The 16,349-nt window shown below is 62.5% G+C and carries 10 protein-coding genes; all 10 read right to left on the bottom strand.

The window, feature by feature from the left end; genetic code table 11:
* Window positions 1–5: 5 nt before the first annotated feature.
* The 10 genes from RIE53_03865 to RIE53_03820 all read right to left on the bottom strand — a co-directional run bounded on the left by RIE53_03865 (window position 6) and on the right by RIE53_03820 (window position 16,348).
* A complete protein-coding gene (locus RIE53_03865; GenBank protein ID MEQ9103812.1) occupies window positions 6–1,184 on the bottom strand; it encodes a fatty acid desaturase in 1,179 nt (392 codons plus the stop codon).
* Between the two features lie 97 nt (window positions 1,185–1,281).
* Window positions 1,282–2,808 (bottom strand): undecaprenyl-phosphate galactose phosphotransferase WbaP, encoded by a 1,527-nt coding sequence (gene wbaP, locus RIE53_03860; protein ID MEQ9103811.1) that lies wholly within the window; start codon window positions 2,806–2,808, stop codon window positions 1,282–1,284.
* Between the two features lie 76 nt (window positions 2,809–2,884).
* Window positions 2,885–5,662 (bottom strand): glycosyltransferase, encoded by a 2,778-nt coding sequence (locus RIE53_03855; GenBank protein MEQ9103810.1) that lies wholly within the window; start codon window positions 5,660–5,662, stop codon window positions 2,885–2,887.
* On the bottom strand, window positions 5,659–6,372 hold the full coding sequence (locus RIE53_03850) for a WecB/TagA/CpsF family glycosyltransferase (GenBank protein ID MEQ9103809.1): 714 nt from the start codon (window positions 6,370–6,372) through the stop codon (window positions 5,659–5,661). Before RIE53_03850 ends, RIE53_03855 begins: the two co-directional genes overlap by 4 nt.
* Window positions 6,373–6,458: 86 nt before the next feature.
* On the bottom strand, window positions 6,459–7,601 hold the full coding sequence (locus tag RIE53_03845) for an O-antigen ligase family protein (protein MEQ9103808.1): 1,143 nt from the start codon (window positions 7,599–7,601) through the stop codon (window positions 6,459–6,461).
* Between the two features lie 190 nt (window positions 7,602–7,791).
* Entirely contained in the window at window positions 7,792–9,738 is a 1,947-nt protein-coding gene (locus RIE53_03840; GenBank protein ID MEQ9103807.1) for a hypothetical protein, read from the bottom strand.
* Window positions 9,725–12,274 (bottom strand): P-loop NTPase, encoded by a 2,550-nt coding sequence (locus RIE53_03835; GenBank protein ID MEQ9103806.1) that lies wholly within the window; start codon window positions 12,272–12,274, stop codon window positions 9,725–9,727. Before RIE53_03835 ends, RIE53_03840 begins: the two co-directional genes overlap by 14 nt.
* On the bottom strand, window positions 12,271–13,347 hold the full coding sequence (locus RIE53_03830) for an SDR family oxidoreductase (protein MEQ9103805.1): 1,077 nt from the start codon (window positions 13,345–13,347) through the stop codon (window positions 12,271–12,273). Before RIE53_03830 ends, RIE53_03835 begins: the two co-directional genes overlap by 4 nt.
* A 266-nt stretch (window positions 13,348–13,613) precedes the next feature.
* Complete coding sequence (locus RIE53_03825; protein ID MEQ9103804.1) at window positions 13,614–15,248, bottom strand: N-acetylmuramoyl-L-alanine amidase; 1,635 nt, start codon at window positions 15,246–15,248, stop codon at window positions 13,614–13,616.
* A gap of 56 nt (window positions 15,249–15,304) precedes the next feature.
* On the bottom strand, window positions 15,305–16,348 hold the full coding sequence (locus RIE53_03820; protein MEQ9103803.1) for a PorV/PorQ family protein: 1,044 nt from the start codon (window positions 16,346–16,348) through the stop codon (window positions 15,305–15,307).
* Between the last annotated feature and the right edge of the window lies 1 nt (window position 16,349).

Raw genomic sequence — 16,349 nt, 5'->3', positions numbered from 1 at the left:
CCGGATCAGGCCCGCTGACGGGCGGGCTCCAGGGCTGGCTTCATTTCCAGCGTCTCATTGACAAAGTCCTTCCAACGGTTCAAGTCCGAACCGAGTGACTGCTTCAGTTCCTTGATGCGAGCCCGGAGCACCACCATTTCCTCGTCCTTCCGCTTCTTGGCATCCTGATAGGCGTCCGATGCGGTCTTGAGGGCGGTGTATTTGGCCGTCAATTCGGCCGCCATTTCCTCGGCGCGGTGGACCAGGACGTCATGATGATGCTGACCGAGCGACTTGACGTGGGCAACGAGCATGTCCAGATCGGCCTTGATCAACTTGCGTCGGATGGTCAGATGGTTCACCTGCTTGAGGTCCCGGGCCAAGCCGAACTTGTTCAGGATCCAGATGACGTACTTGGGCGGGTCGAACTGGTACCAACGCACGCCGTTGCGGTAATCACCGGCGAACGTGTGGTGGTAGTTGTGGTACCCTTCTCCGAACGTCAGGAAGGAGAGGATGAAATTGTTGACGGCCGAATGCTCGGTGGAATACGGTTTGGATCCCCACATGTGCGCCAACGAGTTGATGAACCACGTGCAGTGGTGGACGAGGAACAGACGCAGGAGGAAGCCGATGACGAACGCGCCCAGCAGGTCGCCGGTCAGGGCCCAGAGTCCGAGAACGGCCACGGCGTTCGCGGCAACCATGAGTACAGCGAAGTGCTTGTGCTGGAAGCGGAGGACAGGGTCCTTGATGAGGTCGTGCACCCACCGCTCATGAACTTCGCGGCGTCCGGTAAACATCCACAACATATGGGCATGCCAGAAGCCCTTTTCGACGTTGTATGGATCGTTGTCGGAGTCCACGTGCTTGTGATGCATGCGGTGGTCCGACGACCACTGGAGCACACTCCCCTGGGTGGCCATGGTACCGAAAAACAGCAGTACCGACTCAATCCAGCGATTGGTGTTGTATGTCCGGTGCGAATACAGCCGGTGATACCCGGTCGTGATCGCCATGAGGGACAGCGTCCAGAGCGCCCACGAACCCAGGATAAGGGTCCACGACGGCATGGTGTCCATCAGATAGATGGGCAGCAGGATGAAGAGGGCCAGATGATAGCCGCCAATGAAGAGCGTGTTGGTCCAGTCAATCCGTTTGAGGAGCGACTGGGTTGGCGCATCGGCCGAGGGTGCGTTTGACATGAACCGCGCAGGCTTGGAGGAAGGATGTCGGGTTGGACCAACGCACGCGATGGACCCAGGATCCGCCCGGCGGATATTCACGGTTCCACGCCCGGCATCAATAGGCGCCGGATGACCGGATGACGGCCTGGAATGTGCGGGTGATCAGCACGATATCAAGCCAGATGGACCAATTGCGCACATAATACGAATCATATTGCTCCATTCCATCGGTCCCGATATCGGATCGACCGGACACCTGCCACAACCCGGTCATGCCCGGGCGGACCCGGCGACGCAGGTGCTGGACCCGGGCATCAACTTCCTGGTCGTGATAGTCCGGAAGGGGACGTGGTCCGACGAGGGACATCGACCCTCCCAGCACGTTGAACAGCTGGGGAATTTCGTCGAGCGACGTCTTGCGAAGTAGACGGCCGACCCGGGTTATGCGCGGATCATTGCGGAGTTTGAAGTTCGCGTCCCATTCGGCCTTGAGCGCCGCGTCTGCGGCCAGGGCATCCCGCAACGCACGATCGGCATCCGTGACCATGGTCCGGAATTTCCAGGTCCGGAACGGTTTGCCGTCGCGGCCTACGCGGTCCTGCAGGAAGAAGGGGTTTTTCCGGTCTTCCAGCCAGATGAGCCCGGACAGCAAAGCCACCAACGGGAGCCAGAACGGAGCCGACAGTACGGTGGCAGACACGTCAAAGAAGCGCTTTACGAACCGGGAGACCGGATCGGCCAGATTCAGGGAGATCTTGAGTCCGAGCGTGCCGCCCATGTCGATGGTGCCGACCCAAAGCGACGGCAGATCGTTCAGATCCGGCAGGATGATGACGTGACGATAGTAGGAGAGGGGACCGTCCAGCAGGTGCCGGCGGAAGTCGTTTTCCACGTCCGGCATGGCCAGGATGGCCACCTGGGCGTCCGGCAGGACCAGGTTCGTGTCGCCCAGGACGGGAATGCCACGCAGGTGCGCCCCCCAGTAAGCGGGGTGGTCATCCAGGAAAGCGACGGGGGTGTATCCAAGTCCACGGTCTTCATCGAGGGACCGGACCAAATCACGACCCGCCTTGCCCGCACCATAAATGACCGTCGGCAGCCCGTACTGTCCGGAGCGCACCAGCAGATATTTGACAATGCGCCGGACGCCCGGCACCAGCCCCAGACTGAGCAGGAAACTGGTGGCAATGGCGAATCGGCTGGTTTCGGCTCCGAGCTGGGTGAAGAACAACAGCACGGCGGCCATCGTGAATACGGACGTCAGGGTAAGCACATGGCGTCGAAGTTCTTCGACCGCGCCCATTCCCCATCCGGGATACAGTCGGGCGGCGAAGGAGGCCAGCAGCCACACGGGGACAATCAGTTGCAGCCACCACTGGTACAAAGGCTCACCCAGGAGAGCATACCGGAGCGCTCCGGTAATGTAGAGCGCCGCCGTCAGGGCAAGGATGTCGCCCAGGGCGAGTGCAATCGAATTGTAAATGCGTCGATACTCGAACGACAACGCAGAGGTATGACGGCCCTTCGAGGAATGGGCCGCAATGCTCTCGGCAATCATGTAGTCGGAGACTTCGACATTCTGGACGAGACAGTCATTGGCCGATCCCTTCCGGACGGGTCGATTGCGAACCAGCAGTTGCATGGGGGGTGAGGATTGTGTGGGTTTGTTCATCGGAACTCCAGAATCATGCCAAACATTGGTGGTTTTGCTTGTGAGCTCAATCGGGTGGCAAATGAGCCGTTCCGGACGCGAGGGATTGCCGGATTGTCTCAAATGCGGACTCATCATTCCCGGTATGACGAACGTCTGCATCGCGGATCCGGAAGAAATACCCGGGAGCGGCCAGGTTGTGGATTTCATTGTCCCGCATGCGAATGGACGTGAATTCCTGCGTCGAATCGGCCACGATGGAGATCTCCGAGAAGTCATTTCCCGGCACGCGGACGTTGTCCATGAGTACGTTGCCCTGGATGACCGACCCGCCGTCCGGGGCCCGATGGTCGCCACGAAGCCAGATTCCTGCTCCGTCGTTATTCTCTATCCGGTTGCCTTGCAATGTGTTGTCCGATGCCGCCTGAACCAGGATGCCAGCTCCACTCCATTCGTGTCGGCGGGTACGCCGGACGTGATTGCCCGTGACCTCGGTCCGTGTCGTCCTCAGTTCGAGCAGGATTCCGGCCAGCAGGTTGTTGTCGAAGAAACCGTCCTCTATCCGGTTGGCCTCGTTTGTCTCATCCAGCCACAGCCCGGGACCTTCATTGTCGGTCGATACATGCCGGCGGAATACCGTATTGAACGTCTGCGTCCATTTGCCACCGCCCGCTTCCCAGAGCGGATTGATGCGCTTCCAATTGTTGTCAGACGTCCGGTTATCCGTGATGCGGCATCCGGTACATCGCCCGTTCAGTCCGGCCTGGCCGTTGTGGTTGAACCGGGAGCCCTGTATTTCGTGATGGATGCCGTGCACATACATGCCCACCGATGCGGTCTGCCGGACCTCGATGTTCACGAAGCGACTGCCTTCGCTGCCTGCGCATACGGCGCCGACCTGAAGCGCGTTGGCGGCGCGCTCGAATACGAGGCCTTCCACGTGGTACCAGCCCGGGGACCGGGCCGGGCGGCAGGGCGTGTTCGAAGTGTCCCCTGCAGGCCCATGGACGGTCGAGGGCTGCGGTTCAAAAAGCTGTCCCCGGACAGCCCACTCCATTCGACGCTGCACCCAGCCGGAGGTGTGTTCCGGAAGGGGGGTGACCACGAGTACGGTCTGTCCGGCGCTCCGCTCCAGGCGGAACGTTCCCGGCTCGGCCTGGCCCTCGGCACCGACATGTCGGTAGGCCATGTCATCCACGAACAGCTGCTCGGGGCGCGGCCGCACGTCCAGGGACGTGTCGGCCGCGCCCGCCATGCCCGTCAGGATCCACTCTGCGTCCCGCATCTCGAACCAGTCGCCGGGCAGGATATCCGCGCCCGACACGATGGCCGTACCCGGTTCCACGGCCACAATGGCCAAGCGGGCGTCAGCCGATGCACCGCCCAACGCAGGACGAATGGACTCCCGGTAGATGCCGGGGTGTACCCGGAGCGTATCGCCGGGGCCCGGCTGGCCGATGGCCAAGGCCTCATGGAACGTCCGGAATGGCGTCACCGCCGAGCCATTTCCACCCTCCGCGGCATCTGCATCGATATAGATGACCTTTTGTTGGGGCGGCGCTGCCTGCGCGAATGGGACCGCCGCAAACAGGAGCAGGCCTGCGATCGCCACAAGCGGCGCGAACGCCGCAAGGCGCGCGCGGGCCGCCCGGTAGATTTCCTCCAGCCGTTCCAGCCCGCGCGCACTCGAGAACCGGTCGCGGGCAGCCCGGGCACGCTCCGCGCGGGCCTTCCACGTTTCCGTCCCTGATTCCAGGACTTCCTGGAGACTGGCAGCCAGATCTTCACCTGCCAAGCGGACGCCCGGCATCTGTTCAGCCAATTCGGCCAGGCCGCCGACCGGTGTCACCAGGACCGGTGTGCCCATGGCAAGGCTTTCGATGGCCACCATGCCGAACGGTTCATGCCAGCGGGACGGTACAATGGTCCACGCCGAATGAGCCATGGCGTCGAGCAATGCGTGTCGGTCCACCTGCCCTCTGAAATCGATGGGCCACGCCGTGCCGTCCAAGGTGCGCGCGGCCTGCTCGACCTCGTCGCGCAGGGGGCCATCGCCGAGGATGACCAGCGTACGGGGAGGGCCGCCCGACGCGGCCACGCCCTGCCACGCGGCCAGCAGTTCCGGAATTCCTTTTTCCGCCACGAGCCGACCGGCGAAGAGCACGCGGTCCGCAGACCCGTCGGTGACGGACCCTGATGGTTCGGTGCTGCTCTCCTCGGGCAATACAGGAGGCAAGTCTCCCAACGAGTTGGGCAGCACATGGATACGTTCTGCGGGAAGTCCGCCGTCCGCGAGCACATCCCGCACGAACCCCGATACGGCGACGAAGGCATCCACGTCATTCGTCCAGGTCCCCCGGGCTTCATGGAAGCCCAGCATGGCGGCGACAACGGCACTTGCCGGACGGGAATCCCGATAACACCCGTGCGCGACAGCGGGCCACCGTGTGGACGTCGCCGTACAATCCGTACATACGCGGCCGTCGCGGAACAGGGTGCCCGCCGGACACACCAGCCGGTAGTTGTGCAGGGACTGGACCACGGCGGCACCGGCTTCCCGGAATCCACCCAGGATGGCCGGCGAAAAGCGCGGCATGGTGTTGTGGACGTGGACCACGTCATAGCCGTGTGCACGCACCCGATTGAAGGCTTCGCGGCGCATCGACCGGTTCCAGATGGTGTTGGCAGCGAGGGCCGGTGATGGCGCATCGCGCAGCGCATCGTTCCCTACCGTCCACAGGTCGACCGTATGTCCCGCGTCCCGGAGTCGATGCAGGTCCGATTCGACAACCACGTCTTCTCCGCCAGGAAACCGGTACGTATTGTGGACAATGAGCACCTTCATGCCGATGCCTCGTGGGACAGGGTCCGTTCACGCAGGAGTTGGTGTGCGAATCCCACGACGAACCGCGGATTGTGCTTCAGGTACCGTTTCCACAAGCGCCGGGGCTCCATGAGCAGGCGGAACAGCCATTCAAGACCCAACCGCTGCAGGAATGGAGGTGCCTGGCGGACGGTACCCGAGTGGAAGTCGAACGCCGCGCCGACGCCGACCATGGTGCTCGGTATCCGTCCCCTGTGGGCGGCCATCCATCGTTCCTGCTTCGGGCAACCAATGCCTACGAACGTGATTCCGGCTCCGGAGGCCGCCAGTTCGGCCGTATGCGCCTCGTCTTCCTCGGGCGTCAAAGGGCGGAAAGGTGGGGCAATGGCCGCGGCCACGACCAACCGGGGGTACGTACGCGCAAGAAAGGCCGTGAAAGCCGCCAGGCGGTCAGGGGTGCCCCCATACAGGGCGATCGGGATGCCGCCTTGCTCCGCACGCGCACAGATTTCGAGGACGAGGGTGGGCCCGTAGACGCGTTCCGCAGCCGGTATGCCCAGCGCATGGAGTGCCCACACCAACGGCACCCCGTCACTGGTCACCAGGTCCGCCTCGTTCACGACACGGCGGAAATCGGCGGAATCCACGGTTTCCATGACCATGTGGACATTCGCCACGCACACATATCTGGACGCGTTCCGGCTTCCCCAGTCCACGATTCGGTCGGCCATGCTGGCGTAGGTGCCCGCGTCCACGCGCATCCCAAGGATGTGACGACTCCCGCCGGGAGGACCGGTTGCTATGTGTGGCCGGGTACTCATCGGGCTTGCTCCTGTTCGTCCGTGAAGAAGTCCGGACGGGTCCGGTACAATTCGGCAACCGCGATCCCGACGCCGACCAGGCACCAGAACCAGATGCCGCCCATGGGCCCTTCCAGGAACACATCGAAACTGGCGTTCACCATGAATGCAGCGAAATAGGCAAGCAGGAACGCGTGGATGCTGGTCCACGTGACGCGACCGCGCCGACGGGCGTCCAGGAGCTGGGACAGCAGTGTGCCGCTCCAGACCAGGAGGAAGGCCACCCAGAGCGCAACGCCCGGAACACCCGAGCGGGCCAGGACCGTCATGGTGGCATTGTGGGGGGAGCGGAGAGACTCGTCCTTGAGCACCTGGTAACCGTCATCCGTCGCCAGGTTGATTCCATACCCTTTTCCCAGCAGGAAATGGTCACCGAATACGGTGTAGGACACGATATCGGACCACCAATTGATACGCCATGCCTTGGTGTTCTCGAGTTGGGAGGTCCCTGAATCGGTGAATACCGATGCGATGTTCTCCTTGAACTGGTCCAGGGATATGGTGCGCCGCTCATCGATCTGGATGCGGGGATCGACCAGGATGAGGGTCAAGGCGACGACAATCCCGCCATACACGAACGGCAGCAGGTTCATCCGCTGGGGACGGACCAGCACCAGCACGAAAATGGCCATCGCGAACGCGACCATCCCGCCCCGGTTGCTGACCATGATGATGACCGCGTCGAGGGCCAGGAAGGCGTAGATCCATTTGGGCCGATCGGCGAATCCGATCAGGGTAAAGGCGGCTGCCCCCGCCGCGTGGACGAGCAAATCTCCGCCCTTGGCATTGAAAAAGGCGATGTCCGTCCCCGGGACGTTGAACAATCCGCCGAACTGTTCGGCCACGAGGAAGGCCAGCCAGGCGCCTCCTGCAAAGAGGAGGGCAAAGGTCCGGTACTGGATGAACAGTCGTCTCAGGATGTCCGGCCACCGGAGGATGAGGCCCGCGACCACGAACCCGTACAGAGCGTACCCCCAGAATGCGGCATCCCGGAGCGTCGCAACGCCGTAGGCCGGCAGTTGGGGAAGCGTGGCCACGGCACTCCACGCCATGAACGCCAGGAGCAGGAGGGGCAAGGGTCGACGCAGGAGGGTCCTCATGCCATGGCTTGCCAGGAGGGCAGCAATCCCAAGGGCCAGAACGAGTTCGCCCACGAAAAGCGGAGCGGCTCCGAGGTATGCGAAACCGCGTCCGGCAAGCGCGTATCCCAGCAGCAGGACCGGCAGGGCGACCAGGAACCAGCGTACAGTCGCGGGCAGGGGATCGGTATGGAGGGCCGCGTGGTTCAGGTCATGCCTCCAACTGATTCAGGAGACGTGCCAGGGCCCAGGGGGCGACACGGCGCATCCATTGGCGGCGGAGCCAGGGTCCGAGCGTGACATCATGGCGGACTTTCCGCAGCGCTTGGGCGGCATCATCCGTATCGACTTCATGCTCCAGGCCGTCCATGGTAGCCCGCAGGAACTCCGTGTACCGCGTCCAGAGGGTGCGGCTGAACACACGACGGGGATGGGCCAGTCGGATGGCGACATGGGCCAGTACGTGGGCCGCCTCGCCGGTCGGCATGGCCTCCGCCTGTCCCTGACCGAAGTCGATGAGGGTAAGTCGGGAGGTCGATGTGTCCCAGAGTGCATTGTGGGCACCGAAATCAGGCAGCGTCACGGAATGGCCCGATGCGCTGCGAACGGCACCCAGGCTGCGACCGAGCGCATGTCCGGACGCAAAGGGACTGGTTTGCCGGTCGGTTTCCAGCAATTCCTGAAGCTGTGCTCCGGGCTCCAGCGTCATCGTAATGTGACCGGCCGCTGCGTCCAACGACAGCGCCCGGGGAACGGAGAAGGAGTTTCCGGAGGCCTCCGAAAGGGTGCGCAATGAGGACAGGCGACTGAATTCCCGGGCGGCTTCCTCGCGGTCGTGGTGCCGTTTCAGGACCGTCCGGGAGCCTCGACGCAGCTCAATGTCCGCTTCGTGGCCGCCCGTCGTGCGGACGTCCCCGGCCGCCCGGAACAGGAAGTACACATTCAGGCAAAGGAGGAGCACGCCGGTGACGATTTCACCCATGAGCACGCCGGGCAAACCGAGCCACATCAGTAGCCCGAGACCGACGGTTGCCATCAATCCAACCGATATCATCGATTCAATCATGACCAGGCGCGTGCGACGCTGGGCCACCAGACCCAGCTGGACCAGGGAGCGGATGAAGTGGATGGCGTGGCTGGCCACACCGAGGGCCAACAATCCGGCGTAGAAACTGCCGTCAAAGCGCGTGCCATAGAAGGTCACCAGCAACCCGTTGCCCCCCAGGACGAGCGCGGTCGCGAGGACACCGTAGGGAAGCAGCAGTGCGATCATGCGACCGCCGAGCCACTTCCGGAGCGCCCGGTCACCCGAGGTTGCGTGAATGGCAGCCGCATGGGTAGGCAGGTACGCGAATGCGGCCAGTTTCAACGGATTGAGGGCATTGACGACATGCAGAACGGCGCGGAACGGTCCGAGAACGGCCATGCCCGAGACGAAGGCAACGAGCCAGGTGGCTCCGTGGCGTCCCGTCCACTTCAGGATTTCACTGCCGCCCAGCCACGACCCGAACCGCCAGGTCTGTCGGAGATACGCAGCGTGACGATGCGAGGTGAGATGGCGGAAGGAGACGTGCGCGCGAAGTTGCCAGGCGCCCAACAGGCACGCGACTGCCGACGCGCCGCCCAGGACGAGCAGGGCCGAAGCGGCCGACGGGCTTCCGAATTGCACGAGCATTACAATGCCAATCAGTTGTCCCCCATAGGAAAGGGCGTCGTTCACGAACGCCGCACCGGTCCGGTGTTGCGTATACAGGAAGCGGCGTACCAGGTCTTGACCCAACCAGAACGGAACCGCGAGGGCGAGGGCAAATGCCGGCGTCGACCAGGCGTCGGGCGCCAGGCTACCCGCGCCGAGGAAGAACACGGCCAGACCACCGGACAGCATCCACTGAAGGACGACGAGCGTCCCGGACAGTTCGCGTCCCCGATGGGCATGGAAGCGGGCATGCAGGTTATGGTGTGCCTGCGTGAGGCCGGCATGCTGGACGGCGGCCAATACCATGAGCACCGACCACGCCAGAATGAACACGCCGAATACCCCGTCCGAGGTGGAACGGACCAGCAGCAGGATGCTGAGGAAATTCGCCAGGCTGATGAATCCCTGATCGGCCAGTGCCCATGCAGGTCCCTTGCCGCTTTTAAGATCAGCGAGCAACATGATGGTCACGGATGCGGATGTGGTCAGGCATGTATCCGATCATGACAGCCTCTGGTACGCGCCCGCCGGCTTGCCGGATATCATCGGCCACGGCCTGGACGGACGGCGTCTCGGATTGACCACCGCGGACCACGAGCAACGTCCGGTCAACCAGTTTCGACAGTCGAAGCGCATCTGAACGGTCCAGTGCGGCAGGACTGTCAATGACAATCACGTCGAAGGCGCCCTTCAGTCGCTCCAGGAACGGCACGAAATGGGTGGACAGCAGGTATTCCGACGAGCCATCGGCCGGCCCGGTCAGGGCCACGGCATACAGGTTGGGCAGCAATTCGGAGAAGCGATCCACGTGCGGTCCGTTCGTGAACGAACAACTGGCCAGATCAAATTCGGCCTGATCACCCAGTCCCAGCAGGCGGATGACAGCCGGGTGGTACACATTGGCATCCACCAACACGGTCCGTTTGCCCGCCTGTGCGCATGCCACGGCCAGATTGGTTGCCGCCGTACTTTTTCCGGCACGCGCTTCGGCAGAGGTGACCAGGATGGTTTGTGTGTCTTCCACGTGCAATTGGATGCGCCTCCATGCACGGGCCATGGGCGATCCGGGATGGACCAGCGTGACCACTTCCGTGGAGACGTGACGATCGCCGAAGGAGCGGCGCACCGTTCTTCCCGAAGTCCGGTACCAGGGCTTGTCCAGGGCGGGAACGAAGCCTGCAGCGGCCAGACCGGAATTCGCCAGGTGCCCGTCCGTATGGATACGGGTGTCCCGTTGGTCCAGACCATAACCGGCACCTCCGGCAACGAGTAGCCCAAGGACCGCGCCGAGCAAGGCAATGATCATGGGATTCCGGACGGGATCCTCAGGTGGAACGGCTGGCGCAACAATCTGGGCGAAGGCCCGCCTGGAGCGCTCTGCCTCGCGGACGGCATCGAGTCGACCATCCAGGTCGGACCACGTTTTCCATGCATCGTCGCGTTCCTGTTGGATTTGCTTGTAATCAACGGTTCGACCGGGCAATTCGCGCCGCCGCTGATCGTATTCAACGAGGCGGGCGGCCAAGGCGGCTTCCTTCGCCCGTGCACCACTCAGGGCAATCCGTTCTTCCGCCAGATTCCGTCGGAGCTGGGCCATGTACGATACCGATCCGTTGTGGGAGCGCAGGTCCACGCCACCCACGGCCACGATTTCCGACACATATTGCTCGGACAACGACTCTACGCGGATCCGGAGGGACGCGGCTTCTTCCAGCAACTTCACCAGTTCGGCGGATGGCGACGGGTCCAGCCGGAGTTCAGGGTTCCGGGTGTAGAAGCGTTCTGCTTCCAATTCGACTTCCGCAATCCGGGCGTTGGTCTGATCGATCTCTTCCTGCAGCCCGGTCGCAATGCGCTCGGCCTTGAGTTGGGGACCCATGTCGCCGAGCTCGGTCTCGAACGATGCCAGTTTGGCTTCGGACTGGCGGATATTGACGCGGACGTCATCCAGGTCGGCGCGCAGCGCGGCAATCTGCCGGATGAGATGGGTGGCCTCCTCGTCGAACAGGACGCTGCCGTCGGTATCCACGAATGCCGCCAGGCGGGCGTCAAGCGCGCCCAGCACCTGTGCCTGCTCATCCAGACGGGTGGCATACCATGCGGTGGCCTCTTCGAAATGCCGCGCCGTGGAACGCTCCACGCTGCCCACGTATTCCCGGGCAAACGTGTTGGCAATCAGCGATGCCTCACGGGGATTGGTGCTCCGGACCCTGACATGAATGGCGTCCGGCTCATCCTCGTCGCTCTGTTGTGGCTGGACGATGACATAATCTTCCCGCATGCGACGGATGATTTCTTCCTTCGGGTCGCGTGACGGGAGGTCCTGAAGGATGGTCAGGCCGGGTCCGCCGGCGGCTACCAACCGCTCGGCAGTCGCCTGTGCAATCTCGGGGGAAGACTGCAGCAAGAGCGCCTGATTGGCTATTTTTGGCGTACCCACGGCTCCAGTGCCCTCACTCAGGCGCGGCAGGTTCTCCATTTCGGCCCTGAATCCCCGGGTATCGATCATGAGCGTGGCGGCGGCCTCGTACTCCGGGGGAACGAGCGTGATATAGGCCGTCAAAACGGACCAGAACATTACGGTGAGGCCAAGGATGGTGCCTGCACGGCGACGCAGAACCGACAGGATGGGCTCGCTCGATGGGCGTGCCGGAATGGCCCTGGACGGTGGAGCCGGAAAAAGGGGGTCGACCACCGGAGCCAGGACCGGCATCTGCCGCGAAGGCATCGCCGGATGGGTCTGAGTCTTCGACTCGTCCAGCTCCGGGGCCGCATCGACGACCGTGTGCCACGTGGGCAGGTAGCGGGGTTTTTCGTCGGCCTCAGGAGTGGGCCACGACGCGGCTCCAGGTCCCTGCTGTGTCTGCTCCCCGGTGGCAATGAAGCGCAGCAAATCAGCGTCCGGCTGCGGCCGAACGCGCCGAACCCGACCGCGGCGGGATGGCCGGGCGGGTCCTTCGGGGCGAAGCGGGGACGATGATTTGGGATGATCACTCATTGGACGCGAAGCGTGCGCGGATCCATGGATGGTTTGAATTTGGCTCGTTGACGGCGCTGGATGGCTCCCCGCTCCCGCAGGCGGCCATTCGGTCTCCGATCGGCAGGCTGGATGAGTCCCGTGCGCTCGACTTCATGCTGGAAGTAGGAGAGCGTGGCTGCTATGCCGTCCTGGCGGGTCACGGTCGGCGTCCAACCGAGGATGCCGAACGCCCGCGCTATGTCCGGTTTGCGCACCTTTGGATCGTCCTGGGGCAGGGGATTCCAGGAAATCGTCGAGGCGCTGCCCGTAAGCGCGATGACTTCCTCGGCGAAGGTGCGGATGGTCACTTCCTCCGGGTTGCCGATGTTGACCGGTTCCGTTTCGCTGGAGTTGAGGAGGCGGACGATGCCTTCCACCAGATCGTCCACGTAGCAGAACGAACGGGTCTGACTGCCATCACCGAAAATCGAAATAGGTTGGCCGGACAGGGCCTGGCGCATGAAGGTCGGGAGGACGCGACCATCGTCCAGGCGCATGCGTGGACCATAGGTATTGAAGATGCGCACAATGCGGGTGGCAACGCCGCGTTCACGATGATAGGCCGAAACGATGGCTTCCGAGAAGCGTTTGGACTCGTCGTAGACGCTCCGCGGGCCTATGGGATTGACGTTTCCCCAGTAGTCTTCGCGCTGCGGATGCACGAGTGGGTCCCCATAGACTTCGCTGGTGGAGGCCATGAGGAACCGGGCATCCTCACGGCTGGCCAATTCCAGCAGGTTCTTGGTCCCGGCCGATCCGACATCCAGCGTCTCCAGCGGATAGTTCAGATAGTCGATGGGGGATGCCGGGCACGCGAAATTCAGGACATTGTCGAACCCGGTACCGAAATCGGTGGTTCGTGAGATGTCAGCGTGGATGAACGTGAAGTGTGGATTCCGTGACAGGTGATCCACGTTCTCCAGACGGCCCGTCAACAAGTTGTCGACGCAGATGACCTCATGGCCATCGCGAAGGAATCGGTCGCAGAGATGGGAGCCAATGAATCCGGCCCCTCCTGCGATAAGCGTCCGGGGGGAAGACGGTGCCTGCATGTCGATAGTTGTTTTGTGCTGCTATCGACATTATCGGCACAGAAACGGGAAGCTGAAGCACCCTCTACGTGTAGTGGTCTGCCCGACACCAAACTTGTGGGGGGACCTACAGAAACGGGACAGTAGCCGTGCGTAGTATATCCATCGAAACCGGCGGGCCAAACGAGGACACTGGCCCGTTGGCACATCACCTCTCAGTGATGATTGGTTCTGGGTGAAGCGACCCGGCCCCCACAAGGGGCCGGGTTTGCTTGTTGTACCAAACCTTACTGGACAATAAGGACGCGACTTTCGTCAAAGACCACACCCGAGAAGCCATCGACGATCATCCGGTAGAAATAGGTACCGGAGGAGAGCCCAGATACGTCAATGGAAGCGGAATCCCAGGTCCCGCCGTCCACGAACCGGTCCTCCACCCGCGTGACCATGCGGCCAGTGGCATCGTGGATGGCAATCCGGACAAACCCGTCGGTCGGCACAAAGTACCGGAATGTGGTCCGGTCCACTGCAGGATTGGGAAACGGCTGGGAAAGAATGTACGTGCCAGGCCGCCCCACGGACGTTTCCACGGAAGCCAACCGTTGTTGTCGGCCATCCGAAGACACCCCATATATCCGGTAAGAGACCTGCTCACCGGCCACCAGAGACGCATCGGCGTAGGACCCGGCATCCGGTCCACCGGTGAAGACAATGGAGGTGCCGGTGGACGTCACGCGCTCGACCATGACCGTTACCACACCGTCATTCTGCAGGATATCCCATGCCACAGTGACGACACCACTCTCGTCGCTCGTCGCCGTGATGGTGGCGGCCCCAATCGGCTCGTTCCCGGTCTGCAGGAGCTCGGCGACATCCACCTTGATTTCCGGGAGCAGATTGTAGTTGTTGTCCCCGGGACACGCGGTCGTTGAAAAATCCCGATGTCCCCGGATGAATGAAGGCGATACGCCGTAACGTTCACTCAGGAAGGCAAACAACGTGATATACGTTTGCAACGCTTCGGGCGTGATCATCTCCGTGCAGTTGGGCCCCTCGGGAGGATGGTAGCAGCCCAGCATGGAGATGCCGATGTTGGCCGTGTTCGCACCACCCACATGAGCCCCGAGGGCAAGGGCCGGGACTTCCTCGAGGGACGTGGACCCGTCGAGGAACGGGCGCCCCTGATACAGGCGACCGCCCCGGTCAATCAGGAACTGGTATCCGATGTCGCTCCAGCCGCGCCCGTTCTGGTGGAAGTCCTGGATGGATTTGACGGCTGCAATTCCCTCTGCCAAGGACGTCGCCGACCACCCCGCCGTATGGTGGAAGGTCATGTAATTGTAGGATCCGTTCGAGAGCGGGGAGGGGCTGCCACCCTGGAACGGCGCGGCGCCCCAGTCGGCACGCGTAATCAATGGCGGAGGGATGATGTGGCCTTCACTCTTTCCCCGGAGCGCCACAAGCCCGTCCGGAAGGACCCGGTCCGGATCGGTCCGATTGTCGAAGACGCCGGCTTCACGGATGGTCACCTCCGCTCCATCGGGAGAGGAGACCCGGATCTGGAAATACGCGGCAGATATCTCCTCCGGTTGATGATACCCGGCCAGGAACGTGCCACCCGACGGATTGGAGGTGACATGGGCCGGCAACCATTCCCCCCATTCCATTTCCATGCCGTTGCTGAATCGGACGTCGGCGTGGATGGACTCAGCGTGGGATCCCAACTCCACGGCTACGCCGGTGAAAGGCGCCGTCCCGGCCTCAGCCGTGCGCGTCCAGACCGTTTGCTTCCCGTTCTGCTGTACCGAAACCGGCCCCAGCGCGACCTCCGTGTTCACGACATCGTGAATCAGTTGGGCATGAACGGGAATCACCAGCAGCAGTGACGCTGCGGCGACCATCAGGCGAACAGACAATCGCATGTCGAATGGAATAGGGTTTGGACAGGCGGTGCCGACGCAACGGAACCAGCCGAATATCAGAACTGGAGGTTGAACGTGTACCAGTGGGTCTGTTCCAGGCGACCGAAATCGGCATACGCATAGTCAATCTTAATGCGAACGGAGCGGTCAATGCGGACATTCAACCCTCCGCCGAACGTAAGTCCTTGCTCTCCATCCGTTTCGAAGAGATTCCGGTATCCGACGCGCAGGGCGATCAGATCCCTCACGGACAGCTCCGATCCGAGGTTCAGGTATTCACTGTTGTCATTCGGATGCGCCGCATCTGTGAGCAGGACCAGACGGTAATCCTCCGTGAGGACGGCATCCCAGGCCAGACCCACCCGGAACATGAGGGGCAGCGGGTGCCGATCCATCAGGAATTCCGAGTTCACGATTTCCACGGTCCCTTCCTGGTCCGGAGACGGGTCCGTACTGAAAATGATGTCCCGGCCGCTCATCTGCATTTTCGGGCCGAAATTCGACATCGCGGCACCCAGTCGGAGTCGCTCGTATGGCGTGGTGAAGAGCACACCGACGTCGAAAGCGGTTGCACTGGCGGTGCTGTGCCAGATTTTCTCGCGGATGAACTTGATGGTGGACCCGATAGAGAACCGGTCCGTCAATGCCCGCGCGTAGGACACCTGGACAGCAAAGTCCTGCTTGGAGAATCGCTCGCCCGTTCCTTCCGGCTCCGTCGTGGTCCGAACCGCCATGTCTCCGGAATCCAGGTACAACAGGGAGGCGGCCAGGGTGCCCATTGTCCCCAGGTTCAGGCCGAAGGCCGCGTAATTGTAATCGATGTCGGCCAGGTACTGGGTGTGCGACAGCTGCACGGCCGAGCCGTTCATGCGCGCCAGCCCGGCCGGATTCCAATACAGCGACGACAGGTCGTTGGCTTCGGCCACGAACGCACCGCCCATGGAAATGGCTCGACTTCCGACGCCGAGTTTGAGGAATTGTGCGGCGGTCGTACCCGTCTTGGTAATGGTACGTGTCGCCCCGTTTTCCTGGGACAACTGCGCCCACGATGGAAGCGCCCCGACCGTCAGCAGCACAAGGAGGATGGTAATTCGTTTCATG

This window comes from Rhodothermales bacterium (genome assembly GCA_040221055.1).
Lineage (GTDB): Bacteria > Bacteroidota > Rhodothermia > Rhodothermales > UBA10348 > 1-14-0-65-60-17.
This window is presented reverse-complemented; position numbering and strand designations above follow the sequence as displayed.

Excerpts from the sequence above, each read along its gene's own strand:
- RIE53_03855 (MEQ9103810.1), bottom strand. The coding sequence starts at position 5,662 with ATGAAGGTGCTCATTGTCCACAATACGTACCGGTTTCCTGGCGGAGAA.
- RIE53_03820 (MEQ9103803.1), bottom strand. The coding sequence starts at position 16,348 with ATGAAACGAATTACCATCCTCCTTGTGCTGCTGACGGTCGGGGCGCTT.
- RIE53_03850 (MEQ9103809.1), bottom strand. The coding sequence starts at position 6,372 with ATGGCCGACCGAATCGTGGACTGGGGAAGCCGGAACGCGTCCAGATAT.
- RIE53_03835 (MEQ9103806.1), bottom strand. The coding sequence starts at position 12,274 with ATGAGTGATCATCCCAAATCATCGTCCCCGCTTCGCCCCGAAGGACCC.
- RIE53_03865 (MEQ9103812.1), bottom strand. The coding sequence starts at position 1,184 with ATGTCAAACGCACCCTCGGCCGATGCGCCAACCCAGTCGCTCCTCAAA.
- RIE53_03825 (MEQ9103804.1), bottom strand. The coding sequence starts at position 15,248 with ATGCGATTGTCTGTTCGCCTGATGGTCGCCGCAGCGTCACTGCTGCTG.
- RIE53_03830 (MEQ9103805.1), bottom strand. The coding sequence starts at position 13,347 with ATGCAGGCACCGTCTTCCCCCCGGACGCTTATCGCAGGAGGGGCCGGA.
- wbaP (MEQ9103811.1), bottom strand. The coding sequence starts at position 2,808 with ATGCAACTGCTGGTTCGCAATCGACCCGTCCGGAAGGGATCGGCCAAT.
- RIE53_03840 (MEQ9103807.1), bottom strand. The coding sequence starts at position 9,738 with ATGTTGCTCGCTGATCTTAAAAGCGGCAAGGGACCTGCATGGGCACTG.
- RIE53_03845 (MEQ9103808.1), bottom strand. The coding sequence starts at position 7,601 with ATGAGGACCCTCCTGCGTCGACCCTTGCCCCTCCTGCTCCTGGCGTTC.